Annotated in this window: 22 protein-coding genes and 4 tRNA genes; 19 read left to right on the top strand and 7 right to left on the bottom strand. The window is 53.8% G+C overall.

Translation table 11 applies throughout. The annotated features are described in order from the left end of the window. Positions 1-156: 156 nt before the first annotated feature. Together gppA and rhlB are read right to left on the bottom strand one after the other, a co-directional pair. Positions 157-1,641 carry a guanosine-5'-triphosphate,3'-diphosphate diphosphatase gene (gene gppA, locus RT644_RS22070; protein WP_020455996.1) on the bottom strand — a complete coding sequence of 495 codons (1,485 nt, stop codon included), beginning with the start codon at positions 1,639-1,641 and terminating at the stop codon, positions 157-159. A gap of 4 nt (positions 1,642-1,645) precedes the next feature. Continuing rightward, a complete protein-coding gene (rhlB, locus tag RT644_RS22065; protein ID WP_020455997.1) occupies positions 1,646-2,914 on the bottom strand; it encodes an ATP-dependent RNA helicase RhlB in 1,269 nt (422 codons plus the stop codon). A gap of 144 nt (positions 2,915-3,058) precedes the next feature. Here rhlB and trxA point away from each other — a divergent pair, with 144 nt between their 5' ends. The 17 genes from trxA (at position 3,059) to RT644_RS21975 (ending at position 18,310) form a co-directional block, all read left to right on the top strand. Beyond that, entirely contained in the window at positions 3,059-3,388 is a 330-nt protein-coding gene (gene trxA, locus RT644_RS22060; protein WP_017459713.1) for a thioredoxin TrxA, read from the top strand. 344 nt (positions 3,389-3,732) lie between these two features. After that, positions 3,733-4,992 (top strand): transcription termination factor Rho, encoded by a 1,260-nt coding sequence (gene rho / locus RT644_RS22050; protein WP_004386383.1) that lies wholly within the window; start codon positions 3,733-3,735, stop codon positions 4,990-4,992. Positions 4,993-5,236: 244 nt separating this feature from the next. Then, complete coding sequence (gene wecA / locus RT644_RS22045; RefSeq protein WP_020455998.1) at positions 5,237-6,340, top strand: UDP-N-acetylglucosamine--undecaprenyl-phosphate N-acetylglucosaminephosphotransferase; 1,104 nt, start codon at positions 5,237-5,239, stop codon at positions 6,338-6,340. Between the two features lie 13 nt (positions 6,341-6,353). Next, on the top strand, positions 6,354-7,400 hold the full coding sequence (gene wzzE, locus RT644_RS22040) for an ECA polysaccharide chain length modulation protein (protein ID WP_020455999.1): 1,047 nt from the start codon (positions 6,354-6,356) through the stop codon (positions 7,398-7,400). 55 nt (positions 7,401-7,455) lie between these two features. Beyond that, a complete protein-coding gene (gene wecB, locus RT644_RS22035; protein ID WP_072051658.1) occupies positions 7,456-8,586 on the top strand; it encodes a non-hydrolyzing UDP-N-acetylglucosamine 2-epimerase in 1,131 nt (376 codons plus the stop codon). Continuing rightward, positions 8,583-9,845 (top strand): UDP-N-acetyl-D-mannosamine dehydrogenase, encoded by a 1,263-nt coding sequence (gene wecC / locus RT644_RS22030; protein ID WP_313628116.1) that lies wholly within the window; start codon positions 8,583-8,585, stop codon positions 9,843-9,845. Before wecB ends, wecC begins: the two co-directional genes overlap by 4 nt. A gap of 24 nt (positions 9,846-9,869) precedes the next feature. After that, positions 9,870-10,547 carry a dTDP-4-amino-4,6-dideoxy-D-galactose acyltransferase gene (gene rffC / locus RT644_RS22025; RefSeq protein ID WP_097407611.1) on the top strand — a complete coding sequence of 226 codons (678 nt, stop codon included), beginning with the start codon at positions 9,870-9,872 and terminating at the stop codon, positions 10,545-10,547. Positions 10,548-10,551: 4 nt separating this feature from the next. Continuing rightward, positions 10,552-11,682 (top strand): dTDP-4-amino-4,6-dideoxygalactose transaminase, encoded by a 1,131-nt coding sequence (rffA, locus tag RT644_RS22020; RefSeq protein WP_313628114.1) that lies wholly within the window; start codon positions 10,552-10,554, stop codon positions 11,680-11,682. Position 11,683: 1 nt separating this feature from the next. Next, the gene (gene wzxE, locus RT644_RS22015) at positions 11,684-12,934 is read left to right on the top strand and encodes a lipid III flippase WzxE (protein ID WP_313628112.1); all 1,251 of its coding nucleotides are present in this window, start codon (positions 11,684-11,686) and stop codon (positions 12,932-12,934) included. Further along, positions 12,931-14,010, top strand: coding sequence for a TDP-N-acetylfucosamine:lipid II N-acetylfucosaminyltransferase (locus RT644_RS22010; RefSeq protein ID WP_269232615.1), 1,080 nt, complete (start codon positions 12,931-12,933; stop codon positions 14,008-14,010). The genes wzxE and RT644_RS22010 overlap by 4 nt, the downstream gene beginning before the upstream one ends. After that, the gene (gene wzyE / locus RT644_RS22005) at positions 14,007-15,359 is read left to right on the top strand and encodes an ECA oligosaccharide polymerase (RefSeq protein WP_313628109.1); all 1,353 of its coding nucleotides are present in this window, start codon (positions 14,007-14,009) and stop codon (positions 15,357-15,359) included. The genes RT644_RS22010 and wzyE overlap by 4 nt, the downstream gene beginning before the upstream one ends. Before the next feature lie 12 nt (positions 15,360-15,371). After that, positions 15,372-16,112: a lipopolysaccharide N-acetylmannosaminouronosyltransferase gene (wecG, locus tag RT644_RS22000; RefSeq protein ID WP_020456007.1), complete on the top strand. Its 741-nt coding sequence runs from the start codon at positions 15,372-15,374 to the stop codon at positions 16,110-16,112. 258 nt (positions 16,113-16,370) lie between these two features. Continuing rightward, positions 16,371-17,756, top strand: a complete 1,386-nt coding sequence (gene thrP / locus RT644_RS21995; RefSeq protein WP_269232617.1) for a bifunctional threonine/serine APC transporter ThrP — start codon at positions 16,371-16,373, stop codon at positions 17,754-17,756. A gap of 103 nt (positions 17,757-17,859) precedes the next feature. After that, positions 17,860-17,936 (top strand) — tRNA-Arg (locus RT644_RS21990). 69 nt (positions 17,937-18,005) lie between these two features. Further along, positions 18,006-18,081 (top strand) — tRNA-His (locus tag RT644_RS21985). 28 nt (positions 18,082-18,109) lie between these two features. Continuing rightward, a tRNA-Leu gene (locus tag RT644_RS21980) sits at positions 18,110-18,195 on the top strand. Between the two features lie 38 nt (positions 18,196-18,233). After that, positions 18,234-18,310 (top strand) — tRNA-Pro (locus RT644_RS21975). Between the two features lie 606 nt (positions 18,311-18,916). Here RT644_RS21975 and hemY read toward each other — a convergent pair. Genes hemY through hemC form a run of 4 tightly spaced genes read right to left on the bottom strand, consistent with a single transcriptional unit; the run spans position 18,917 to position 22,994 of the window. After that, complete coding sequence (gene hemY, locus RT644_RS21970) at positions 18,917-20,113, bottom strand: protoheme IX biogenesis protein HemY (protein ID WP_097407606.1); 1,197 nt, start codon at positions 20,111-20,113, stop codon at positions 18,917-18,919. A gap of 2 nt (positions 20,114-20,115) precedes the next feature. Further along, the gene (hemX, locus tag RT644_RS21965) at positions 20,116-21,294 is read right to left on the bottom strand and encodes a uroporphyrinogen-III C-methyltransferase (RefSeq protein ID WP_313628106.1); all 1,179 of its coding nucleotides are present in this window, start codon (positions 21,292-21,294) and stop codon (positions 20,116-20,118) included. A gap of 21 nt (positions 21,295-21,315) precedes the next feature. After that, on the bottom strand, positions 21,316-22,056 hold the full coding sequence (gene hemD, locus RT644_RS21960; protein WP_313628104.1) for a uroporphyrinogen-III synthase: 741 nt from the start codon (positions 22,054-22,056) through the stop codon (positions 21,316-21,318). Next, positions 22,053-22,994 (bottom strand): hydroxymethylbilane synthase, encoded by a 942-nt coding sequence (gene hemC, locus RT644_RS21955; protein WP_313628102.1) that lies wholly within the window; start codon positions 22,992-22,994, stop codon positions 22,053-22,055. Before hemC ends, hemD begins: the two co-directional genes overlap by 4 nt. 312 nt (positions 22,995-23,306) lie before the next feature. On the opposite strand from hemC, the gene cyaA reads away from it, so the two are divergent. After that, the gene (gene cyaA / locus RT644_RS21950; protein ID WP_269232618.1) at positions 23,307-25,850 is read left to right on the top strand and encodes a class I adenylate cyclase; all 2,544 of its coding nucleotides are present in this window, start codon (positions 23,307-23,309) and stop codon (positions 25,848-25,850) included. 34 nt (positions 25,851-25,884) lie between these two features. Here the strand turns inward: cyaA and cyaY are convergent, their stop codons facing one another. Further along, positions 25,885-26,205: an iron donor protein CyaY gene (gene cyaY, locus RT644_RS21945; RefSeq protein ID WP_097407604.1), complete on the bottom strand. Its 321-nt coding sequence runs from the start codon at positions 26,203-26,205 to the stop codon at positions 25,885-25,887. Between the two features lie 137 nt (positions 26,206-26,342). On the opposite strand from cyaY, the gene lptM reads away from it, so the two are divergent. Then, entirely contained in the window at positions 26,343-26,546 is a 204-nt protein-coding gene (gene lptM / locus RT644_RS21940; protein ID WP_020456014.1) for an LPS translocon maturation chaperone LptM, read from the top strand. The last annotated feature ends 12 nt before the right edge of the window (positions 26,547-26,558 follow it).

Genomic DNA, 26,558 nt, shown 5'->3' with positions numbered 1-26,558 from the left:
AGGCGGCGTGGATTACTGCTCCTGAAGTGCGGGTTGAAAACGTAAAAAGAGGCGTCTGCCCGCTCTGTAAGGTTGGAGCCGGCAGCGCTGCGGAACGTTGGTTTTCAGCAAGTAATAAAAAAGCCCGCAGCGAGCGGGCTATATTCCGTATGAGAATTACTGGATTTCCAGCGACCAGTGCACATAACTCTGCCACTGGCTTTCCTGATCAATCAGTTCTGCGCCGAGTGGGTGACTCGCCAGCCACCCTTGCGGTAGCGTCAGCACCAGCTTCTCTCCCTGCGCGGTGACCGCGATTTCCGGCAGCAGATCATCGCGACGACGGCTGGCGAAAATAATGGCAAGACGAAGCAGACGACAAAGATGTTCTGCAACACGCGGTGGTACGGCGTTTTGCTGATGCAACGATGAGAGATCGACCGCGTTCGTCTGATTAAGCAGCAGTGTCGCGAGCAGTTTCTTTTGCGCGGGGGTAAACCCAGGCAAATCGAGATTACGCACCAGCCATGCCGCGTGTAGCGGTGCTTGCTTAAACTCAATGCTCAAACCAATTTCATGCAGTTCGCTGGCAACTTTCAGAATTTCGATGCTGTAGGCATCTAATTCCCACACTTTAGCGACACCCTGCGCAAAACGTCCAGCCAGCGTTGTCACGCGACGGGATTGATCGGTATCGATAATAAAACGGCGTTGAATATTGCGCAGCGTGCGGCTACGAATGTCTTCATCTACCGCCAGGTGCAGCATGCCGTAGACCAGACCTTCGCGTAATGCGCCACCGGCCAGCGTCATGCTTTCAATATTCATTTCGGTGAAGATGGCGATAAGGATTGCCAGACCGCTCGGGAACACCAAAGCGCGTTCAAGCGTCAGGCCTTCGATTTCCAGCTCTTCAAGCCGCCCGCATTGTATGGCGCGCTGTTTAAGCTGCTGCAATTTAGCGAGGGTGATGCGCTCATCCATGCCCTGCGCCATCATGATTTCTTGCAGCGCCTGAACCGTACCCGATGCCCCGACGCAAACTTTCCAGCCATGGCGGCGAAGCTCATCGGCAACCGGGCGTAGCACCTCACGCGCGGCCTGTTCGGCGGCAGTGAAGTTTTCCTGCCCAAGATTTCGGTCGGTGAAAAAGCGCTCAAGCCAGGTGACACAGCCCATCGACAGGCTGAAAAGGGAGGTCGTTTGTGCACCGGTGCCGGTAACCAGCTCCGTGCTGGCGCCGCCAATATCAACTACCAGACGCTGATCCGCGCCACCTGTCGTGTGCGCAACGCCCTGATAAATCAGCCGCGCTTCTTCCTCGCCGCTAATGACCTGCACCGGACAGCCGAGGATTTCTTGCGCTTTGTCGATAAATTCCTGCGCGTTAACCGCCAGGCGCAACGTGGCCGTTGCTACGACGCGGATTTGCTCCTGGGGAATATCCTGTAGACGTTCGGAAAACAGCCGCAGGCACTGCCAGCCTCGCTCCATCGCTTCCTGAGAAAGACGATTATCGGGGCTTAATCCTGCAGCCAGACGAACTTTACGTTTGATGCGAGAAAGCGTCTGAATGCTTCCCGCCACCTCGCGCACAACCAGCATATGAAAACTGTTAGATCCAAGATCAATAGCGGCATAGAGCGAGGCGGAACCAAGCATATTTTTAACCTGAACGACGACGATTACGTGGAGCGCCACCGCTGCGGCGCGGGCCGTTGCCAGAGCGTGAACGCGTCAGGCGTTTTGGCGGCGGCAGCTCGGTGAGCAGGGCATCCGGATCGTATTTGCTGACCGGAATCGAGTGCCCGATATAGGTCTCAATCGCCGGCAGGTTCAATGCGTACTCTTCACAGGCGAGGCTGATTGAGTGACCGCTGGCGCCAGCGCGACCGGTACGACCGATACGGTGAACGTAATCTTCACAATCATCCGGCAGGTCATAGTTAAAAACGTGCGTGACCGCAGGAATATGCAGACCACGTGCGGCAACGTCAGTCGCCACAAGAATGTCGAGATCGCCACGCGTGAATTCATCGAGAATACGCAGGCGTTTTTTCTGCGCCACATCGCCGGTGAGCAAACCAACACGATGACCATCTGCGGCCAGGCTGCCCCAGATATCTTCACAGCGGTGTTTGGTATTAGCGAAGATAATGGCGCGATCCGGCCACTCTTCTTCGATCAACGTTTGCAGCAGACGCATTTTCTCGTCGTTGGACGGGTAGAAAAGCTCTTCTTTAATGCGGTGGCCCGTTTTTTGTTCCGGCTCCACTTCGACGTATTCAGCGTTATTCATCTGCTCAAATGCCAGCTCGCGCACCCGGTAGGACAGCGTGGCGGAGAAGAGCATGTTCAAACGTGAAGTCACGGGTGGCATGCGGCGGAACAACCAGCGGATATCTTTGATAAAGCCCAGATCGTACATACGATCTGCTTCGTCCAGCACCACGACCTGGATCGCGCCCAGGTTAATATGGTTCTGTTTGGTGTAATCGATCATTCGGCCCGTGGTGCCGATTAAAATATCGACGCCGCTTTCCAGCACTTTCAGCTGTTTGTCGTAGCCGTCACCGCCGTAAGCCAGACCCAGCTTCAGGCCAGTCGCCTGCGCCAGCGGTTCTGCATCGGCGTGAATTTGTACCGCCAGTTCACGTGTCGGCGCCATAATAATTGCGCGCGGCTGGTTCACTTTACGGTCTTCGATTGCCGGGTGAGAGAGAAGATAATGAAACGTTGACGTTAAAAACGCCATCGTTTTGCCGGTACCGGTTTGCGCCTGACCTGCAACATCACGGCCCGCCAGCGTCAGCGGAAGAGCCAGGGCCTGAATAGGCGTGCAATTATGAAACCCTTTTTTTTCAAGGGCTTCGATCACTTTTGGGTGCAGGGCGAAGTCGGAAAACTTCTGTTCTGTTAAATGTGTTTTGCTCATAGTGTGGTAGAATATCAGCTTACTATTGCTTTACGAAAGCGTATCCGGTGAAATAAAGTCAACCTTTAGTTGGTTATTGTGGCATCAACACGTTGCTGTTTTATGCTACACCAACATGCCAGGCTTATTCCTGTGGAGTTATATATGAGCGATAAAATTATTCACCTGACTGACGATAGTTTTGACACGGATGTACTCAAAGCGGACGGGCTTGTGCTCGTTGATTTCTGGGCAGAGTGGTGTGGACCGTGTAAAATGATCGCCCCGATTCTGGATGAAGTCGCTGATGAGTACGAAGGCAAGCTGACCATTGCGAAGCTGAACATTGACCAGAATCCAGGCACTGCGCCGAAATACGGCATCCGTGGTATCCCGACCCTGCTGCTGTTTAAAAACGGCGAAGTGGCAGCAACCAAAGTTGGTGCCTTGTCTAAAGGCCAACTGAAAGAGTTCCTGGACGCCAACCTGGCGTAACCCCAGACTCTGCCGGCGTGCCAGCAGTCCTAATTTTTTTGGATCGCTGGACGCCCGGCTTCAGCCGTGCTAATTTAGTTTTGACTTCGTTTTGAACATACCTTTAGTTGTTTGAATCTAGCATTACCCCGATACTTCCCGCAGAGCAACACCATCGCGTGAGAAGTCGACAGATTCCGGGCTTATCACTTATTCCGTCTTATCGTTTCAGTTCTGCGTACTTTCCTGTGACCAGGCACCGATCAGACATAAGTTGATGGCCGTTAACAGGCATGGATGACCCTGCCATACCATTCACAACATTAAGTTCGAGATCTACCCCGAGTTTAAGAACCCACACCATTATGAATCTTACCGAATTAAAGAATACGCCGGTTTCTGAGCTGATCACTCTCGGCGAAAATATGGGGCTGGAAAACCTGGCCCGTATGCGCAAACAGGACATCATTTTCGCCATCCTGAAGCAGCACGCGAAGAGTGGCGAAGATATCTTTGGCGATGGCGTGCTGGAGATTCTGCAGGATGGATTTGGTTTCCTCCGCTCCGCAGACAGCTCCTACCTCGCCGGCCCTGACGACATCTACGTATCCCCCAGCCAAATCCGCCGTTTCAACCTCCGCACTGGTGACACCATTTCAGGTAAGATTCGCCCGCCTAAAGAAGGTGAACGTTACTTTGCATTGCTGAAAGTTAACGAGGTGAACTTCGATAAGCCGGAAAACGCGCGCAATAAGATTCTGTTCGAAAACTTAACGCCGCTGCACGCGAACTCTCGTCTGCGTATGGAACGTGGTAATGGCTCGACGGAAGACTTAACCGCACGCGTACTGGATCTGGCGTCGCCGATCGGACGTGGTCAGCGCGGTCTGATTGTTGCACCGCCAAAAGCCGGTAAAACCATGCTGCTGCAGAACATCGCGCAGAGCATTGCTTACAACCATCCAGACTGTGTGCTGATGGTGCTGTTGATTGACGAACGCCCGGAAGAAGTGACCGAAATGCAACGTCTGGTTAAAGGTGAAGTGGTTGCTTCCACCTTTGACGAACCAGCTTCCCGCCACGTGCAGGTTGCAGAAATGGTTATCGAGAAGGCCAAGCGCCTGGTCGAGCACAAGAAAGACGTTATCATTCTGCTGGACTCCATCACTCGCCTGGCACGTGCTTACAACACCGTTGTTCCGGCTTCCGGCAAGGTGTTGACCGGTGGTGTCGACGCGAACGCCCTGCATCGCCCGAAACGCTTCTTCGGTGCCGCGCGTAACGTGGAAGAGGGCGGCAGCCTGACCATTATCGCGACCGCGCTGATTGATACCGGTTCGAAAATGGACGAAGTGATTTACGAAGAGTTTAAAGGCACCGGTAACATGGAACTGCACCTCTCGCGTAAAATTGCTGAAAAACGTGTCTTCCCGGCGATTGATTACAACCGTTCCGGTACGCGTAAAGAAGAGCTGCTCACTACGCAGGAAGAGCTGCAGAAGATGTGGATTTTGCGCAAAATCATTCACCCGATGGGTGAGATCGACGCGATGGAGTTCCTCATTAACAAGCTGGCAATGACGAAGACGAATGATGAGTTCTTCGACATGATGAAGCGCTCTTAATATAAATAAACCTCGGAAACGCCACGTTTTTACGTGGCGTTTTTTATTTGCGAGCTATACGCTATATGCACCGGGACAGGCTCTGTCCAACGCTGGCCGCTCAAGAGTGATAGATAAATCTGTTGAATATCTCGTTCGGTTGAAAAACAGACAATAAAGCTTGTAAACGACCTGCTTTCTCATTTTATGGGGCATGGCAACGTCGTTATACTGCCAGGATTAACATTCGCTGAGAGCATCCACTGTGAATTTACTCACTGCGTTTACTGAATTATTCAGTATTTTCTTGTTCACAACCGTCTTTTTGTTTGTTGCTCGTAAAATGGCAAGACATGTCGGACTGGTGGACAAACCCAACTATCGTAAACGGCATCAGGGATTGATCCCTCTTGTTGGGGGAATCTCAGTATTCGCAGGGGTCTGCTTTACGTTTGGTATCACGGATTATTACATCCCCCATGCAGCCCTCTACCTCTGTTGTGCCGGTGTTTTGGTTTTTATAGGCGCGCTGGACGATCGATTCGATATTAGTGTAAAAATTCGTGCTGCTGTCCAGGCGACTATTGCTGTAGTGATGATGGCAGTCGGTAAGCTTTATCTCAGCAGCCTCGGCTATATTTTTGGTTCATGGGAGATGGTGCTGGGGCCTTTTGGCTACTTACTTACTCTGTTTGCTGTCTGGGCGGCAATTAACGCGTTCAATATGGTTGACGGCATTGATGGTCTGTTAGGCGGGCTTTCCTGCGTCTCTTTTGCTGCTATCGGCGCGATTTTATTGTTAGATGGGCAGTTTAGCCTCGCAATGTGGTGCTTTGCCATGATTGCGGCTATTTTGCCTTATATCCTGTTGAATCTGGGCGTGTTGGGGCGACGTTACAAAGTCTTTATGGGAGATGCGGGCAGTACGTTGATTGGTTTTACGATCATCTGGATTTTACTGCAAACGACGCAAGGCCCTATCCACTCAATTAGCCCGGTAACCGCGTTATGGATCATTGCCATTCCGCTGATGGATATGGTAGCGATAATGTTCCGTCGACTACGTAAAGGAATGAGCCCATTTTCACCAGATCGCCAGCATATTCATCATCTGATCATGCGCGCAGGGTTTACTTCCCGTCAGGCCTTCGTGCTGATAACTCTCGCGGCTTCCCTTTTGGCCAGTATTGGTGTCGTCACGGAGTATCTTCGTTTTATTCCTGAATGGGTGATGTTGGCATTATTTTTGCTATGCTTCTTTTTGTATGGCTACTGTATTAAGCGCGCATGGAAAGTGGCGCGCTTTATCAAGCGAGTTAAACGCAGAATACGCCGTAATAGCGTTTCTAAATCAACACTAACCAAGTAAATCCGGGAAAGCGATGATTCAACCAGCGTCAGGAACACCTTCAACGGGTACGGAAAACGAACTGGATATCCGGGGTTTATTCCGTACTTTGTGGGCAGGAAAATTATGGATCGCGGGAATAGCACTGCTGTTTGCTTTGCTCGCCTTAGTCTGGACTTTCTTTGCGACCCAAGAATGGGGAGCCACCGCAGTTACCGACCGCCCCACCGTCAATATGCTGGGAGGTTATTACTCCCAACAACAGTTCCTGCGTAACCTGGACGACAAAGCTAACCAGACACCAACCGATCAGGTATCGGTAATGGATGAGGCGTACAAAGAGTTCATTATGCAACTCGCCTCGTGGGATACGCGCCGCGATTTCTGGTCGCAAACGGATTACTACAAACAGCGCCTGGTGGGTAACAGCAAAGCGGATGCGGCGACGCTCGACGAACTCATCAATAACATCCAGTACACGCCAGGAGATGTTGTCCGCAACCTTAACGACAACGTTAAGTTAATTGCTGAAACCGCGCCAGATGCCAACAACCTGCTGCGTCAGTATGTCGCGTTTGCCAGCCAGCGTGCCGCCAGCCATCTTAATGATGAGCTGAAAGGTGCCTGGGCCGCGCGTACCATTCAGATGAAAGCGCAGGTGAAACGTCAGGAAGAAGTGGCAAAGGCTATTTATAACCGCCGTCTGCATAATGTCCAGCAAGCGCTAAAAATCGCCGAACAGCACAATATCTCTCGTAACGAAACAGAGGTTCCACCGGACGAATTGCCGGATTCAGAACTGTTTATGCTGGGTCGCCCAATGCTGCAAGCGCGGCTGGAAAATCTGCAAGCGGTAGGGCCGCAGTTCGATCTGGACTATGATCAAAACCGGGCAATGCTGAATACGCTTAACGTCGGTCCGACACTTGATCCCCGTTTTCAGACATATCGTTATTTGCGTACGCCGGAAGAACCGGTAAAACGCGACAGCCCGCGTCGTGCTTTCCTGATGATCATGTGGGGAATTGTCGGTGCGCTAATCGGGTCGGGTATTGCATTAACGCGCCGCCGTTCGAACTAAACGCCGTCCGAGATGAAGGCATGATGCCTTCATCCTCTAATCGAAGAGAATCGTTGTGAAAGTACTTACCGTATTTGGCACGAGGCCAGAAGCCATCAAAATGGCTCCGCTGGTACATGCGCTGGCAAAGGATCCAGACTTTGAAGCAAGAGTTTGCGTCACTGCGCAGCATCGGGAGATGCTTGATCAGGTGTTAACGCTCTTCTCGATTGTTCCGGATTACGATCTAAACATTATGCGGCCAGGGCAAGGGCTTACGGAGATTACCTGCGGCATTCTTGAAGGATTAAAGCCAATCCTTGAATCCTTCCGCCCCGATGTGGTGCTGGTGCATGGCGACACGACAACGACGATTGCGGCGAGTCTTGCCGCATTTTATCAGCGTATTCCTGTCGGGCATGTTGAAGCGGGCCTGCGTACTGGCGATCTCTCTTCGCCATGGCCAGAAGAGGCAAACCGCACATTGACCGGCCACCTGGCGATGTATCACTTTGCGCCGACGGAAAACTCCCGCCGCAATTTACGCCGTGAGAATGTTGCGGATAACCGCATTTTTGTTACCGGCAACACCGTTATTGATGCGCTTTTCTGGGTGCGCGACAGCGTGATGAACAACCCTTCGCGCTACGAGGCGCTGGCGGCGCGTTATCCGTTCCTTAATAGAGATAAAAAACTCATTCTTGTCACCGGACATCGCCGCGAGAGTTTTGGTCGTGGTTTTGAACAAATTTGCCATGCGCTGGCGGATATCGCCGCGCAACATGATGATGTGCAAATTGTCTATCCGGTCCATCTGAACCCCAATGTCAGCGAGCCAGTAAACCGAATTCTTGGCCACGTCGAGAACGTTACCCTGATAGAACCCCAGGATTACCTGCCGTTTTTGTGGTTGATGAATCATGCCTGGCTGATCCTGACGGACTCGGGTGGCATACAGGAAGAAGCGCCTTCGCTCGGCAAGCCGGTGCTGGTGATGCGTGATACCACCGAACGCCCGGAAGCCGTCGATGCGGGCACGGTTAAACTGGTTGGCACGGATCGCCAGCGCATTGTGGAAGAGGTCTCGCGCCTGCTTCATGACAACGATGCCTGGCAGGCGATGAGCCGCGCGCACAACCCTTATGGTGACGGGCTGGCCTGTGGCCGCATTTTGCACGCACTTAAAAATAATCGGGTAACACTATGAGCTTTAAAACCATTTCCGTTATTGGCCTGGGCTATATTGGTCTGCCTACCGCAGCAGCGTTTGCGTCACGGCAGAAGCAGGTTGTTGGTGTCGATATCAACGCCCATGCGGTGGAAACCATTAACCGTGGCGAAATCCATATCGTCGAGCCGGAACTGGGAAATGTAGTGAAATCGGCGGTAAACGGCGGTTATCTTCGCGCGAGCACCACACCTGTCGTCGCAGATGCTTACTTGATCGCCGTGCCAACGCCGTTTAAAGGCGAGCACGAGCCGGATATGGCCTATGTTGAGGCGGCGGCTAAATCCATCGCGCCAGTGCTCGGCAAAGGCGCGTTAGTGATCCTTGAGTCGACCTCACCGGTAGGGGCAACAGAACAGATGGCGCAGTGGCTTGCCGAAGCGCGCCCGGATCTCACTTTCCCGCAGCAGGCGGGTGAAAACGCCGACATTAATATCGCCTACTGCCCGGAGCGCGTGCTGCCGGGGCAAGTGATGGTTGAGCTGCTTAAAAATGACCGCGTGATTGGCGGGATGACGCCGGTTTGTTCGGCGCGTGCCAGCGAGCTGTACAACATTTTCCTTGAAGGCGAATGCGTGGTGACCAACTCGCGCACCGCTGAAATGTGCAAACTGACCGAAAACAGTTTCCGCGATGTCAACATTGCGTTTGCTAACGAACTGTCGCTCATTTGCGCCGATCAGGGGATCAACGTTTGGGAGTTGATTCGCCTGGCGAACCGCCATCCGCGCGTCAATATTCTCCAGCCGGGTCCGGGCGTTGGCGGACACTGTATCGCCGTTGATCCGTGGTTTATTGTCGCGCAAAATCCGCAGCAGTCGCGGCTTATCCGCACCGCGCGTGAAGTTAACGACTTTAAGCCGCACTGGGTGTTGAATCAGGTTAAAGCGATGGTTGCTGATTGTCTGACGGCCAGCGGCAAGCGCGCCAGTGAAATCAAAATCGCCTGTTTCGGGCTGGCCTTTAAGCCCAATATTGATGATTTGCGTGAAAGCCCGGCAATGGAAATTGCCCTCGATATCGCACAGTGGCACAGCGGTGAAACGCTGGTGGTGGAACCGAATATTCATCAACTGCCGGCTAAATTCGCCGGACACGCCACGCTGGTAAATACCCATGATGCGCTGGCGCAGGCTGATGTGCTGGTGATGCTGGTTGATCATAACGAGTTTAAAGCGGTGGAGAGCACCAGCATTGGCCAGCAGTTCGTTGTTGATACCAAAGGTGTCTGGCGCTAAGCGAGCGTGCATAAAGGAAACAGCATGAATATTCACGGTACGGTAGAAGAGCTGACCTGGGAAAGTCGCTTTTTTAGCTTGCGTAGCGCGATTGTTCGCCTGCAACCCTCTGCTCCTGCGCTGACCCGCGCGGATTTGGCTAATTGGGAGCGTGTGCAGGTGAAACTGCCGGCATCGCAGCCCGGGATGCTGGATGCGTTGCAGCAGCTCGGTTTTCAACTGGTTGAAGGCGAGATCGACCTCTCGCTGGCGGTAGAGGAACAGGGCGTCGATCCGGCGGCTGAAGTGGCAACACTTGCGGATATCCCTGTGCTACGCCAGATGGCAGCCGAAATCTTTGTGCAGAGCCGGTTCCGCGCCCCCTGGTATCCAGCAGAGGCGAGCGGGCGTTTTTATGCGCAATGGATTGAAAACGCGGTAAAAGGCGAGTTTGACCATCAATGCCTGGTCTTCCGTAATGTGCATGGCGCTATCGCTGGCTTTGTCTCGCTGCGCCAGCTCAACGAACAGGAAGCCCGTATTGGTCTGCTGGCCGGGCGTGGTATGGGCGAAAAATTAATGCAGGCGGCGTGCCACTGGGCGCGCCAGCGCGAGCTAAAACGTGTGTGGGTAGCGACTCAGCTTGGGAACACTGCCGCACTTAAACGCTATATTCAGAGCGGGGCGAATATTGAAAGCACCGCCTTGTGGCTATACAGGTGACTCTATGATCCCCTTTAACGCTCCACCAGTGGTGGGAACGGAACTCGACTACATGCAGTCGGCGATGGGTAGCGGTAAGTTGTGCGGCGATGGCGGTTTTACCCGCCGCTGTCAGCAGTGGATGGAGCAGCGTTTTCACAGCGCGAAAGTCTTGCTGACGCCTTCCTGCACTGCCTCGCTGGAGATGGCCGCGCTGCTGCTGGATATCCAGCCTGGCGATGAAGTGATCATGCCGAGCTACACCTTCGTTTCGACCGCCAATGCGTTTGTACTACGCGGTGCGAAAATCGTCTTTGTTGATATCCGCCCGGATACCATGAACATTGATGAAACGCTGATCGAAGCCGCCATCACCGAAAATACTCGCGCCATTGTGCCGGTGCATTATGCGGGTGTCGCCTGCGAAATGGATACCATTATGGCGATTGCCAAACGCCATAATTTGTATGTGGTGGAAGATGCCGCACAGGGCGTGATGTCGACCTATAAAGGGCGGGCGCTGGGCACCATCGGCCATATTGGTTGCTTTAGTTTCCATGAAACCAAAAACTACACCGCCGGCGGCGAAGGCGGTGCGACGCTGATTAACGATCGCGCGCTGGTAGAGCGGGCAGAGGTTATTCGTGAGAAAGGCACTAACCGCAGCCAGTTTTTCCGTGGGCAGGTGGATAAATACACCTGGCGGGATATCGGTTCCAGCTATCTGATGGCGGATCTCCAGGCGGCCTATTTATGGGCGCAACTGGAAGCGGCAGAACGCATCAACCAGCAGCGCCTGGCGCTGTGGCAAACCTATTACGACGCGTTAAAACCGCTGGCGCGCGCGGGCCGTATTGAGCTGCCCTCGATCCCTGCGGAGTGCAGCCATAATGCGCATATGTTTTATATCAAGCTGCGCGATGAAGCCGACCGCAGTGCGCTGATTGCCTTCCTGAAAGAAGCGGAAATCCTTGCGGTGTTCCACTATATCCCGCTGCATGCTTCACCAGCCGGTGAAAAATTCGGCGAATTCCACGGCGAAGATCGTTACACCACACAAGAAAGTGAGCGTTTGCTTCGTCTACCGCTGTTCTACAACCTGGCACCGGTTAATCAGCGCACCGTTATCAACACGCTTCTGAGCTACTTCAACTGACATGTCGCTGGCAAAAGCATCGATATGGACGGCCGCCAGCACGCTGGTCAAGATTGGCGCGGGCTTGCTGGTGGTCAAACTGCTTGCGGTGGCGTTTGGCCCGTCAGGTGTCGGGCAGGCGGGGAATTTCCGCCAGCTTATCACCGTGCTGGGTGTACTGGCAGGCGCCGGGATTTTTAACGGCGTAACGAAATTTGTCGCGCAATACCATGACGATCCTGCCCGTTTGCGCGTTGCTGTGGGCACGTCGTCCGCGATGGTGCTGGGCTTTTCGACGCTGCTAGCGCTGATTTTTCTGCTGGCGGCAGCACCCATCAGCCAGGGGTTATTCGGGCATAAAGATTATCAGGGGCTGGTGCGTCTGGTGGCGCTGGTGCAGATGGGCATTGCATGGGCCAACCTGCTGCTGGCGGTAATGAAAGGGTTTCGCGACGCAGCAAGTAACGCACTCTCTCTGATTATCGGTAGCGTGATCGGCGTACTGGCGTGGTTTCTCTGCTTCAAACTGGGTGGCTATCAGGGCGCGTTGCTGGGAATGGCGCTGGTTCCGGCGCTGGTGGTTATCCCGGCAATGTTCATGCTGATGCGGCGTGGCAGTGTTCCGCTGGCGTACTTTGCGCCGCGATGGGACAACGGATTAGCGGGGCAGTTAAGCAAATTTACGCTAATGGCGTTGATCACCTCGGCGACCATGCCGCTCGCTTACGTGATGATGCGAAACCAACTGGCAGCACATTACAGCTGGGATGACGTGGGGATCTGGCAAGGGGTCAGCAGTATCTCCGATGCTTATCTGCAATTTATCACCGCCTCGTTCAGCGTTTATCTGTTGCCAACATTGTCCAGATTGACCACAAAAACAGAGATCTCGCGTGAAATCGTGAAATCGCTGCGTTTTGTGTTACCGGCGGTAGCGGCAGTAAGCCTTTGCGTCTGGTTGCTACGCGATGTGGCGATTTGGCTGCTGTTTTCTGACAAATTCACGGCGATGCGCGATCTGTTTGCCTGGCAGCTGGTCGGGGATGTATTGAAAGTGGGCGCTTACGTATTTGGTTATTTGGTTATCGCCAAAGCGTCGCTGCGCTTTTATATTCTGGCGGAAGTGAGCCAGTTCGCGCTGTTAACACTCTTTTCGCGCGTGCTTATCCCGGCGCATGGCGCTATCGGCGCGGCGCAGGCCTATATGGCGACCTACATTTGTTATTTTGCCGCTTGTTGCGGCGCTTTTTTGATTTGGCGTAAGAAGGCATGACTGCATTGATTCACGTACTGGGATCGGATATCCCACACCATAACCAGACTGTTCTGCGGTTTTTTAACGAAAACCTTGCGGCTTCGGGCGCGTATGCCCGTGAATTTATGGTTGTTGGCTGCGACGAAGGGCAACGCGCGGCGTATCCGGAATTAACGCTGCACTTCTATGCCGATAAAAACGCGCTGGCAAAGGCCGTTGTTGCGCGCGCAAAAGCCGATCGCCAGCAACGCTTTTTCTTTCACGGTCAGTTCAACTTCGGCCTTTGGCTGGCGTTATTGCGCGGTGCTATCAAGCGCGAACAGTTCTACTGGCATGCCTGGGGCGCCGATCTGTATGAAGTGTCGCGTAGCCTCAAATTCCGTCTTTTTTATCCGCTGCGCCGTTTAGCGCAACGCCGGGTGGGCTGCATTTTTGCTACCCGTGGCGATCTGGCCTGGTTCGGGCAACGTAACCCTGGCGTGCGCGGCGAGCTGCTCTATTTCCCAACGCGTATGGATCCGGCGCTGAATACCATGGCGCACGAACTGCAACGGGAAGGCAAACTGACGATTCTGGTGGGTAACTCCGGCGACCCGAGCAACGAGCACATTGCTGCATTGCGAGCGATTCACCGCCAGTTTGGCGACACGGTTAATATCATTGTACCGATGGGTTATCCGGCGAATAACGACAGCTATATCACCGCGGTCCGCAACGCCGGTCTGGCTCTATTTAGCGCAGATAACTTGCGTATTCTGAGCGAAAAAATGGACTTTGACGCCTATCTGGCACTGCTGGCGCAATGCGATTTAGGTTACTTTATTTTCGCCCGTCAGCAGGGGATTGGCACGCTCTGCTTACTAATTCAGGCTGGCGTTCCCTGCGTGCTGAACCGGGAGAATCCGTTCTGGCGCGATATGGTGGCAGAAGATATTCCGGTGTTGTTTACCAGCGATGCGCTAAGCGAAGCGGTGATCCGCGAAGCACGGCGGCAGCTGGTGGCAGTGGATAAGCATGCCATTACGTTCTTTAGCCCGAATTACATTACGCTTTGGCATAAAACGCTGCGTATGGCTGCGGGGATCGTCGGATGAGCCCACTTGAGTTTTGCGGACTGTTTATCATCTGGCTGCTGGCGACGCTGTTTATCGCCACGCTGACCTGGTTTGAATTCCGCCGTGTGCGGTTTAATTTTAACGTTTTCTTTTCGCTGCTGTTTCTGCTGACCTTTTTCTTTGGTTTTCCGCTGACCTGCGTGCTGGTGTTCCGTTTTAACGTCGCCGTGGCACCGCCGGGAATTATGATGCAGTCATTGCTGGCGGCTGCATGTTTCTATGGCATCTATTACGTGACGTACAAAACGCGGTTGCGGGCGAAAGCCGAACAGGTGACACGTCGCCCTCTGTTCACTATTAACCGGGTGGAAGCGCATCTGACATGGGTGGTGCTGATGATCATCGCGCTGGTGAGCGTGGGGATCTTCTTTATGCACAACGGCTTCCTGTTATTCCGCTTGCACTCCTATAGTCAGATCTTCTCCAGCGAAGTGTCCGGCGTCGCGTTAAAACGTTTCTTCTACTTCTTTATTCCGGCGATGCTGGTGGTCTACTTTCTGCGTCAGAGTGTGCAGGCGTGGCTGTTCTTTCTGGTCAGCACCGTAGCGTTTGGCCTGCTGACCTACATGATTGTTGGCGGTACGCGCGCCAATATCATTATCGCGTTCGCGATTTTCCTGTTTATCGGCATTATTCGCGGCTGGATTTCGCTCTGGATGCTGGCGGCTGCGGGCGTGCTGGGGATTGTCGGTATGTTCTGGCTGGCGCTGAAACGCTATGGCTTAAATGTCAGCGGCGACGAGGCGTTTTACACCTTTTTATACCTGACGCGCGATACCTTCTCGCCGTGGGAAAACTTGTCGCTGCTGTTGCAAAACTACGACAAGATTGATTTTCAGGGGCTGGCGCCGATTGTGCGCGACTTCTACGTGTTTATCCCTTCCTGGTTATGGCCTTCGCGGCCTAGCATTGTGCTCAACACGGCGAATTACTTCACCTGGGAAGTGCTGAACAATCACTCCGGGCTGGCAATTTCGCCCACGCTGATTGGTTCGTTAGTGGTGATGGGCGGCGCGTGGTTTATCCCGCTGGGTGCGGTGGTGGTAGGCCTGATCATTAAATGGTTCGACTGGTTATATACTTTAGGAAACCGGGAAACCAACCGTTATAAGGCCGCAATTCTTCATAGTTTCTGCTTTGGCGCTATTTTCAACATGATTGTGCTGGCGCGCGAAGGGCTGGATGCGTTTGCTTCGCGGGTGGTGTTCTTCCTTGCTATTTTCGGCTTCTGCCTGCTGATGGCGAAACTGCTGTACTGGCTGTTTGACAGTGCAGGACTTATACATCGTCGCGATACGCGCGTAGTGAAACCCCTCTCCCAGGTGTGAAAAGGATTTAACATGACGGATAAGACGGCAGCGCCGCTGTATGACCTGCGCGGTCTGAAACTGGTTGGCTGGCGCGATATGCAACACGCGCTGGATTTTCTCTGTGCGGACGGGCAAATCAGGCAGGGCACGCTGGTGGCGATCAACGCCGAGAAAATGTTGACGCTGGAAGATGACGCGCAAGTTCGCGCGTTGATTGAGGCGGCGGAATATAAATACGCCGATGGCATCAGCGTCGTACGATCGCTGCGCAAGAAATTCCCGCAGGCGCAGGTTTCTCGCGTTGCGGGGGCCGATCTCTGGGAACAACTGATGGCACGGGCAGGAAAAACGGGCACACCGGTGTTTCTGGTCGGTGGCAAACCTGAAGTGCTGGCACAAACAGAGCAGAAACTGCGTGCGCAATGGCAGGTGAATATTGTGGGAAGCCAGGACGGCTACTTTAGTCCGGCGCAGCGACAAGCGCTGTTTGAGCGGATCCGCGATAGCGGGGCGAAAATCGTCACCGTCGCAATGGGCTCGCCAAAACAGGAGATTTTTATGCGCGACTGCCGTGCTGTCTGGCCGGATGCGCTGTATATGGGCGTGGGTGGCACTTACGATGTCTTTACCGGCCATGTGAAGCGCGCGCCGAAACTCTGGCAGAAATCAGGGCTGGAGTGGCTGTATCGCTTATTGTCGCAACCGACGCGGCTGAAACGCCAGTTACGCTTGCTGCGTTATCTGCGCTGGCACTACAGCGGAAAACTCTGACTCTCCCCCGGCGGCGTAATGCGCTGCCTTTTTCCTTCCTGTTGCTGTTTTATTGTGCATTACACCTGTTTTTTTTATACATCGTTTGCCATTTTCCTCATTTTAAGAAACCATTCGCTCACTCATTGCAGTGCCGTGGTGTTTTTTGCGCCAACCATTTCCGGGTCGGTGCAGCATGGCCTGTTATGAGCTGAGGAAAAACTCATAACAATAACCCGCAGAGCGGGCAAAGAAAGAAGCAAACACAACAGAGGATTTATGGCCGAAAACAAACCAGAGCTTCAGCGTGGTCTGGAGTCTCGTCACATCGAATTAATTGCCCTCGGGGGCACCATAGGCGTAGGCCTGTTTATGGGGGCTGCCAGTACGCTGAAATGGGCAGGCCCGTCGGTATTGCTGGCGTATATTATCGCCGGGATTTTCGTCTTCTTTATTATGCGCTCGATGGGCGAGATGCTGTTTCTGGAGCCGGTCGCCGGGTCTTTCGCGGTTTATGCGCATCGCTATATGAGCCCGTTTTTTGGCTATCTCACCGCCTGGTCCTATTGGTTTATGTGGATGGCGGTTGGCATCTCGGAAATCACCGCGATTGGCGTGTATGTCCAGTTCTGGTTCCCGGATCTTGCGCAGTGGATACCCGCGCTGATTGCGGTGGGGCTGGTCGCCCTGGCCAACCTGGCTGCAGTGCGTTTGTATGGTGAAATTGAATTCTGGTTTGCGATGATCAAAGTCACCACCATTATCGTGATGATTGTCGTGGGCCTGGGCGTGATTTTCTTCGGCTTTGGTAATGGTGGTCACTCTATCGGTTTTGGCAACCTGACCGCACATGGCGGTTTCTTTGCCGGCGGCTGGAAGGGCTTTTTAACCGCGCTCTGTATCGTTGTGGCCTCATACCAGGGTGTCGAGTTGATTGGTATCACCGCAGGTGAAGCGAAAAACCCGCAAGTAACGCTACGTAGCGCGGTCAGCAAGGTGCTGTGGCGCATTCTGATTTTCTATGTGGGTGCCATTTTTGTCATTGTTACCATCTTCCCGTGGAATGAAATTGGCACCAATGGCAGCCCGTTTGTGCTGACCTTTGCCAAAATCGGTATCACTGCGGCGGCAGGTATCATTAACTTTGTTGTGCTGACGGCGGCGCTGTCCGGTTGTAACAGCGGTATGTATAGCTGTGGTCGTATGCTTTATGCGCTGGCGAAGAACCGCCAGTTGCCGGCGGTGGTGGCGAAAGTGTCCAAAAGCGGCGTTCCGGCGATGGGTGTGACCATTTCCATTATTATTCTGCTGGTCGGCTCCTGCCTGAATTACGTGATTCCGAACCCACAGCGGGTGTTTGTTTACGTATACAGCGCCAGCGTGTTGCCAGGCATGGTGCCGTGGTTCGTGATTTTGATTAGTCAGTTGCGTTTCCGTAAAGCCCATAAAGAAGCGATTGCCAGCCATCCGTTCCGCTCGATGCTGTTCCCGTGGGCAAACTGGTTAACCATGGCATTTCTGATTTGCGTGCTGGTGGGGATGGGCTTCAACGATGACACGCGTATGTCGCTGTTTGTCGGCATTATCTTCCTCGCTGCGGTAACGGTGGCGTATAAGGTATTTGGCTTCCATCGGCATGCTGTTACGCAACGGGTGGGTGAATAAGAGGCAAAATGCGCAAAGCATAACCAAACGCGCATTTTCTTTAAAAAAAGCACTAGACAGCCGCGCCCGAAGTCCGTACTATCCACCCCCGCAACGGCGCTACGCGCCCGTAGCTCAGCTGGATAGAGCGCTGCCCTCCGGAGGCAGAGGTCTCAGGTTCGAATCCTGTCGGGCGCGCCATTTAAACCCGGCGCTTGAGCTGCGGTGGTTCGTGAAATATCACGATACCGCGTGAACAGATTTACAGTGGTGGCTATAGCTCAGTTGGTAGAGCCCTGGATTGTGATTCCAGTTGTCGTGGGTTCGAGTCCCATTAGCCACCCCATTATTTTGCAGTACAAGTTTCGTGGAATGCGAAGGTGGCGGAATTGGTAGACGCGCTAGCTTCAGGTGTTAGTGTCCTTAGGATGTGGGGGTTCGAGTCCCCCCCCTCGCACCACAACTTAGATTGAACAAAAAATTCAAAAAGCAGTAAAACGGCGAGTAGCGCAGCTTGGTAGCGCAACTGGTTTGGGACCAGTGGGTCGGAGGTTCGAATCCTCTCTCGCCGACCAATTTTGAACCCCGCGTAAGCGGGGTTTTTTGTTTTTGACTTTCTGCCACTTCTTCTGCATTGCTCGTCTTTCCATCCCTTTTTTGCCTGTGTTGCTCGTGGACGACAATCTGCATCTGGCGTGTCGCTTAACGGTGACATGTAATCCTATGATTTTAAATAGCTATAGTAATTAGTCTGCTATTTGTCGCTATGCAGCGACACTTTGACTTTAAGGAAAGACGGTTAAGCCGTGGTGGCGGGGCAAGAAACGCTGAATTTCCTGATATTTTAAAAATTTGCGCGCTGTAACATTAGTTAATGCAGTTATGGCACGGTATGTGCAATAATATACGCGTAGATGCTCATTCCATCTCTTATGTTCGCCTTCAGGCTTCATAAACTCAGGAATGATGCAGAGCCGTTTACGGTGCTTATCGTCCACAGACAGATGTCGCTTCGGCCTCATCAAACACCATGGACATAACGTTGAGTGAAGCACCCATTTAGTTGTCAAAGACCTGTTTTAACGCCTGCCTGAGTATTCCGGCAGGCGTTTTTTTATGGCGTAACACTCCATGTTTCGAGTTGCAGGTGCGTTGGCTTTACTGCAACTCGAATCAGAGTGTTAGTGAGGCGGGTTATTTTGCAGCGTCAGTAACAAACCGTCACGGCGCATGGTGGCGGCTTCTTCCGGTTGATGCAGGCGATCGAGGCAGTCGGCGAGCCAGGCATAATCAAACGCGTCCGCACGCTGTTTCAGCGCGGCGCGAAACGCAAGACAAGCTTCCTGCCATTCACCGTGCTTCATCAACGATTGCCCCAGCGTACTCCACAGCAGCGGGCGATCGCCCTGCGTTTTGATTTGCTGGCGCAGGACTTTTTCGATCTGTTCCGGGTTATTGGTTTTCAGGCGAGGGATGACCAGTACCAGGCGATCGTCATATTGGCGCTTCAGACCATCAAGCACGATTTCTTGCGCAGTATCGTGATCGTCACACTCAATTAAATGGTCAGCCATGGCTACCTGCAATACCACCTGCTGGCGGGTTTTGCGGCTCTGGTTTTTCCACCAGGTTTTCAGCCCCTCGCTGCCCTGATCGGCACGCGCTTGATCCATCATGCCGATCCACGCCTGCTGCTGCAGAAGATCGCGGTGTTCATCGTCGCCAACGTTGGCTTTTGCCATCGACGGGATGATATCCACCAGCGACGTCCACGCGCCGGTGCGAATGTAAGCCTGCTCCGCCAGACGCAGTACTTCGGGGTGGCGGGGAGTGATTTCCAGTAGCTTATCCACGCCATGACGCGCGGCATGGTTTTCGTTACGCGCCAGTTGCAGGCGCACACGGGTGATTTCTACCGGGATCGGATCGTTTTCCGCCAGCTCTGCGGCGCGTTCCAGATGCTGGTTCGCACGCACTTCATCGCCGCGCTGCTGCGCCGCTTCTGCCGCCAGCAGGTAGTTAACCACCGGTTGCTCAGCGTGATCGGCATTCTTCGACATCAGCTTTTCAACCTGCTGATAATCGCCTTCCGCCAGTTTCAGCAGCGCCTGCTCAGTCTGTTTACGGGCGCGACGGCGCTTACGGCCGACGAACCAGCCACGCGTATGCGAGCCGGTACGGAAAATGCGGCGCAGCACCCACTCGAGAGCGAAGATAACCACCAACGCCAGCACCAGAATAATGACCAGCCCGGTAACGCTGGTTTCAATGTTGTAGTTATCGGTCTGGATCAGCACGTACCCCTGGTGCCCGGCAAGCATAGGGCCAAGCACGATCCCGGCGATCAACAGTGCAAAGAGCAATAACACTTTTAACATGGTTACTCTCCTTGCGCTGTAGGGGCTGCAGGCGCGGCAGGTGCAGGTGGCTGTTCAGCAGGAGCGGCTGGCGCTGGCTGAGCCATCAGATTACGTACGCGCGTCTGCATCAGTTTTTCCAGAATCGGCTGGCTTTGCAGTGATTCCGGCAAATCCATGGCGATGGTTTGCTGGCTCAGCTTGTCCACTTCCTCAAGAAACGCTTTGGTCGCGGCATCATCGGTATCGTAGTAGGCCCGCACCCAAGTGGAGACATTATCCAGCGCTTGCTTGTAAGTCTCTTCCTGGTGGCGCGGAACGGCCTGCGCGGCAACCAGCAGGCGCGAACGGATGTTCTCACGCAGATAGATATCCTGATTCGGCGCGAGCAGCGGTACGGCTGTTTCATCACGGCGGCGAATGGTAATAAAGCTGTCCATAAAGTTCTGCCAGCTTTTTTGCAGGTTTACCCGCCATTCGCTGATGGAGCCGGACAGTTCACTGCTGTCGGCGTCCATCGGGGAGTCATCATCGTTATTGTCCGCCAGACGCAGGTTATCAATCTGGTTGGAAAGCTGATTTAACTTCAGAATGGCGCCGTCGTAATCCACTTGGGTGATAGCGGAAAGGCTGGCGATATCGTCCGTAATTGCGCGGCGGGCAGTGATAAGGCTCGGATCGTTCATATCCGCGAGGCTGGCATCGGCGCTTTTCAGCAGTGCCGCCGCGGTGGTGACATCCTGATCGCTCCACAGTTTGCGACCGGCCAGTTTCACCAGAAAATCAGCCTGAGCCAACTGCCAGGTTTTGGCGTCGGAACCGGAAATGGTCGCCACTTTCTGCTGCACTTCATTCAGCTCTTTTGCCAGCACGTCATTCTGGTGTTTGGCCGCTGCAAGCTCACTGGATTGCTGCTTGATTACGCCTTCCAGCTCCGCACGCTGCTTATCCTGCGATTGCTGTAGTGCAATCACCTGGTCGGCGAGTTCGCCATTGTTGTTGTTCAGGGTTGCGGTCTGCTGTTTCACCCAGCCATAAAGCCCTGCGCCAGATGCCAGTGCAATCGCGATGGCGATCGCGCCGAGTGCAAGGCTGGTCCTGTTAGCGCGTGCATTTTTCTCTGCTTTCTCCGGCGGCGGCGTTGCGCCGTCAGCCGCTTTGGTCTCTTCAACCTCAGCGGAGGAGTGTTGTTGTTCCGTCATTATGGCTTCCCATTATGAGAGTTATTGTAATGCGCGAAGCAGCGCATCGTTGTCGGCATTGTCAGCGACCTGAATATCCTGCCAGCCCAGATCCCGGGCGAGGTGCGCCAGACGTTCACTTACCACCACCAGGCGGCAGCGAAGTAACCAGTTCTCCCGATACCAGGGAGGAATAAGTGAATACAGTTGTTGCATCATTTCGCCGCTGGTGACCACAAGCGTGGTCACGCCGCGCGTGTGCCAGCGCATCGCTTCTTCCGCGCCGTCATAACATTTCGCACTGCGTTGATAGCACTCGCAAAACTCAACGTCGGCGCCGCGCGCCGCCAGCGTTTCCGCCAGCACTTCGCGCCCGCCGTTACCTCGTAAGATTAGCGCATGCTTGCCCTGAACACTTTGTAATTCAGGTAATTGTAGCAACACTTCGCTGATTTCCCGATCGAGGGGATAGCGCACGTCAATCCCGCTAACGGTGTGCAGTGCCAGTGCGGTGGTGCGACCAATCGCGAAATAGTGCGGTTCGCCCGGAAAGCGCAGACCTTGTTGTTGCAGGTGCGCGTGAGCGAAGGAAACGGCATGTTGCGACAGCGCAAACACCATGTCGTCTGCGGTTAACGCGACAAGCCGGGCGGGGAGTGAACTCAACTCGCGGCCCGGCGTGAATTCGATCAGCGGAAAGCTCCAGGCCACCAGCCCCAGTGTGCGCAGTCGGCTCACTAATTCTTCCCCAGCGGGGGACGGGCGGGTGACCAGAATGCTCATGCGGGGGCGTCTCCGTTATAAATTTCGGCCAGAATGGCGCGTGCGCCATTATCGAGTAACTCTTCCGCCAGTGAGATACCAAGCTGCTCGGCATCCTCCAGACGGCCGCGACGTTCGCCGCGTACCATGATGGAACCATCTGGCGCGCCAACCAGACCGCGCAGCCAGATCCCGCCATCAATCAGTTCAGCATAGCTGCCAATTGGCACCTGGCAGCCGCCTTCAAGACGCGTATTCATGGCGCGTTCGGCTTTCACGCGAACGGCGGTGTCGTCGTGGTTGAGCGGCGCGAGCAGGGCACGCGTACGCGTATCGTCCAGGCGACACTCAACACCTACCGCGCCCTGGCCGACAGCTGGCAGCGAGGTTTCCGGCGGCAGCGCAGCGCGAACGCGGGAACCCAGTCCAAGGCGATTAAGACCGGCAACCGCGAGAATAATCGCGTCATAGTCACCGTTGTCGAGCTTGCTAAGACGCGTGCCGACATTTCCGCGCAGGGAGCGGATCACCAGGTCCGGGCGATGCTCCGCTAACTGACACTGGCGGCGTAAGCTGGAGGTGCCGACAATGCTGCCAGCGGGTAATTCATCCAGCGAGTTATAGCGATTTGATACAAAAGCGTCGCGTGGATCGTCGCGCTCACAGATGGTCACCAGGCCAAGCCCTTGCGGGAAATCGACCGGTACATCTTTCATTGAATGCACGGCGATATCGGCACGGTTTTCAAGCAGTGCCAGTTCGAGTTCTTTGACAAACAGGCCTTTACCGCCCACTTTTGCCAGCGGTGTATCGAGGATCACGTCTCCGCGAGTGACCATCGGCACCAGTTCAACTGTTAGCCCTGGGTGGTTCGCCTCAAGGCGTCCCTTAACGTAATGTGCCTGCCAGAGCGCAAGAGGGCTTTGCCGTGTGGCAATTCTTAAAACATTGTCTAACATGCTTGTTACCGTCGTTATCGTCCGTTGACCATCCTAACATTGTTGCATTAGGGTGTCAGTGCTCGCGGTAGATTGCATGGGTGCGAGAAGGCGACACCTCTGCAATACAGGCGCAACCGGGCTGTAATTCGGACTTTACAGAGAGCGTTTGCTGCTACACTGGTTTGTAGCGCATCTTTCTTTACGGTCAATCAGCAAGGTGTTAAATTGATCACGTTTTAGACCATTTTTTCGTCACTCCCCCTATAAAGATAAAGGGCGAAAAAAGGTGACGGTTATTTTGGATTTTCTGTAAACATCAGGCGATATGTCTTGTACCTCTATATTGAGACTCTGAAACAGAGACTGGATGCCATCAATCAATTGCGTGTGGATCGCGCGCTTGCTGCCATGGGGCCTGCTTTCCAGCAGGTTTACAGTCTGCTGCCTACATTGTTGCATTACCACCATCCGCTGATGCCGGGTTACCTTGAAGGTAACGTTCCCCAGGGCATTTGCTTTTACACGCCTGATGAAAACCAACTTCACTACCTGAACGAACTTGAGATGCACCGTGGTATGCCGCCGCAGGCGTCGCCAAAAGGCGAACTGCCGATCACTGGCGTCTATTCTATGGGCAGTACCTCATCGGTTGGGCAAAGCTGTTCCTCGGATCTGGATATCTGGGTCTGCCATCAATCCTGGCTCGATAATGAAGAGCGCCAGCTGTTGCAACGTAAGTGCAGCCTGCTGGAGAGCTGGGCGGCCTCGCTCGGCGTGGAAGTGAGCTTCTTCCTGATTGATGAAAACCGTTTCCGCCACAATGAAAGCGGCAGTCTCGGTGGTGAGGACTGCGGTTCAACGCAGCATATCCTGTTGCTTGACGAATTTTACCGCACCGCCGTACGCCTGGCCGGTAAACGTATTCTGTGGAATATGGTGCCGGGAGACGAAGAAGAGCATTACGACGACTACGTTATGACGCTCTATGCGCAGGGCGTTTTAACGCCGAACGAATGGCTGGATCTGGGTGGTCTGAGCTCGCTTTCGGCGGAAGAGTACTTCGGTGCCAGCTTGTGGCAGCTCTATAAAAGTATTGATTCACCGTACAAAGCGGTGTTGAAAACGCTGCTGCTGGAAGCTTATTCCTGGGAATACCCCAACACGCGTCTGTTGGCGAAAGATATCAAACAGCGTTTGCATGATGGCGAGATTGTCTCGTTTGGTCTCGATCACTACTGCATGATGCTGGAGCGCGTGACGGAATACCTGATCGCGATTGAAGACACCGCACGCCTCGATCTTGCTCGCCGATGTTTCTATTTAAAAGTCTGCGAGAAACTGAGCCGCGAGCGCGCCTGCGTTGGCTGGCGTCGCGAAGTGATTTCGCAGCTGGTAAAAGAGTGGGGCTGGGATGACGCGCGTGTAGCGATGCTGGATAACCGCGCAAACTGGAAAATCGATCAGGTACGCGAAGCGCACAACGAACTGCTCGACGCGATGATGCAGAGTTACCGCAACCTGATTCGCTTTGCGCGTCGCAACAATCTGAGCGTTTCCGCCAGCCCGCAGGATATCGGCGTATTAACCCGTAAACTGTACGCGGCATTTGAAGCGCTGCCGGGTAAAGTAACGCTGGTGAACCCGCAAATTTCACCGGATCTCTCCGAACCGAATTTAACCTTTATTCATGTGCCGCCGGGCCGTGCCAACCGTACAGGTTGGTATCTTTACAACCGCGCGCCAAATATGGATTCGATCGTCAGCCATCAGCCGCTGGAATATAACCGCTACCTTAATAAGCTGGTCGCCTGGGCGTGGTTTAACGGTCTGCTGACTTCACGTACACACCTGTTTATTAAAGGCAACGGCATTGTTGATTTGCCGAAGTTGCAGGAGATGGTGGCGGATGTTTCCCACCACTTCCCGCTGCGGCTGCCTGCCCCGACGCCAAAAGCGCTCTACAGCCCTTGTGAAATCCGTCACCTGGCGATCATTGTTAACCTGGAGTACGACCCAACTGCGGCGTTCCGTAACCAGGTGGTGCATTTTGATTTCCGCAAACTTGATGTGTTCAGCTTCGGCGAACAGCAAAATTGCCTCGTTGGCAGCGTAGATTTGCTCTATCGTAACTCGTGGAATGAAGTGCGAACCCTGCATTTCAACGGCGAGCAGGCGATGATCGAAGCGCTGAAAACCATTCTGGGTAAAATGCATCAGGACGCTGCGCCGCCGGATAGCGTTGAAGTGTTCTGCTACAGCCAGCATTTACGTGGTCTTATTCGCACCCGTGTACAGCAACTGGTGTCAGAATGCGTTGAGCTGCGCCTCTCCAGCACGCGCCAGGAAACCGGGCGTTTCAAAGCGTTGCGTGTTGCCGGTCAGACCTGGGGACTGTTCTTTGAACGTCTCAATGTCTCGGTGCAGAAACTGGAAAACGCGATTGAGTTTTACGGCGCGATTTCTCACAACAAGTTGCATGGCCTTTCAGTGCAGGTGGAAACCAATCACGTTGAGTTACCTGCGGTGGTAGATGGTTTTGCCAGTGAAGGGATTATTCAATTCTTCTTTGAAGAGACCGGTGAAGAGGGCTTTAACATCTATATTCTGGATGAGAGCAACCGCGCGGAAGTCTATCACCACTGCGAAGGCAGCAAAGAAGAGCTGGTGCGTGATGTCAGCCGTTTCTATTCCTCATCTCACGATCGCTTTACTTACGGTTCGAGCTTTATCAACTTCAACTTGCCGCAGTTCTATCAGATTGTGAATGTTGAAGGTCGCGCGCAGGTGATTCCGTTCCGTAATCAGGCGATTAGCACCGCGACGCCGGCAAACCAGGATAACGATGCGCCGTTGTTGCAGCAGTATTTCTCTTAAGCGATTTGCCCGGCATGTTACCGGGCAATGAATGTCAGCGGAAGCTGACGGTTTCTCCCGCCTGTTGGCTCGCCGCTTGTTCCAGCAGATCCCAGAATGTTTCACCGCTGCGGTCGCACACCCATTCGTCGCCTTTCAGGTCAAAATGGTAGCCGCCCTGTTTGGTTGCCAGCCAGACCTGGTGTAGCGGTTCCTGGCGGTTAATAATGATTTTGCTGCCGTTTTCAAAGCTGATGGTCAGCACGCCGCCGTTGATCTCGCAGTCGATATCACTGTCGCCGTCCCAGTCATCCAGGCGTTCTTCGATGGTCAGCCACAGGCTGTCTGCGAGGCGATGAAATTCACTGTCGTTCATTCTCTTATCCCGTTTTTTATGATGGCAGCAGTATAACGCGAAACATTTCCCGATGCCCTAAACGCGCAAACTCTTGCTTTTGTGTCTTCTCCTGCGATGATAGAAAGCAGAAAGAACGAACTTACAGGCAACTTATAATGAAAGATGTGTTTCGCACGCTGGCCGTACTGCTGACTCTGTTTAGCCTGACGGGCTGTGGTCTGAAAGGCCCACTCTACTTCCCGCCCGCAGATAAAAACGCGCCGCCGCCAACCAAAACGCAAACCAGCACGATTCAGCCGGCCACGCCGGATAAAAACGATCGTGGTGATGACGGCTCGCCGACGCAGGTGAATTACTGACGTTACCGTTCT

It is taken from the genome of Kosakonia sp., assembly GCF_032104925.1.
Lineage (GTDB): Bacteria > Pseudomonadota > Gammaproteobacteria > Enterobacterales > Enterobacteriaceae > Kosakonia.
Note: the sequence above shows the minus strand (reverse complement) of the source record. Positions and strands in the feature narration are given on the sequence as shown.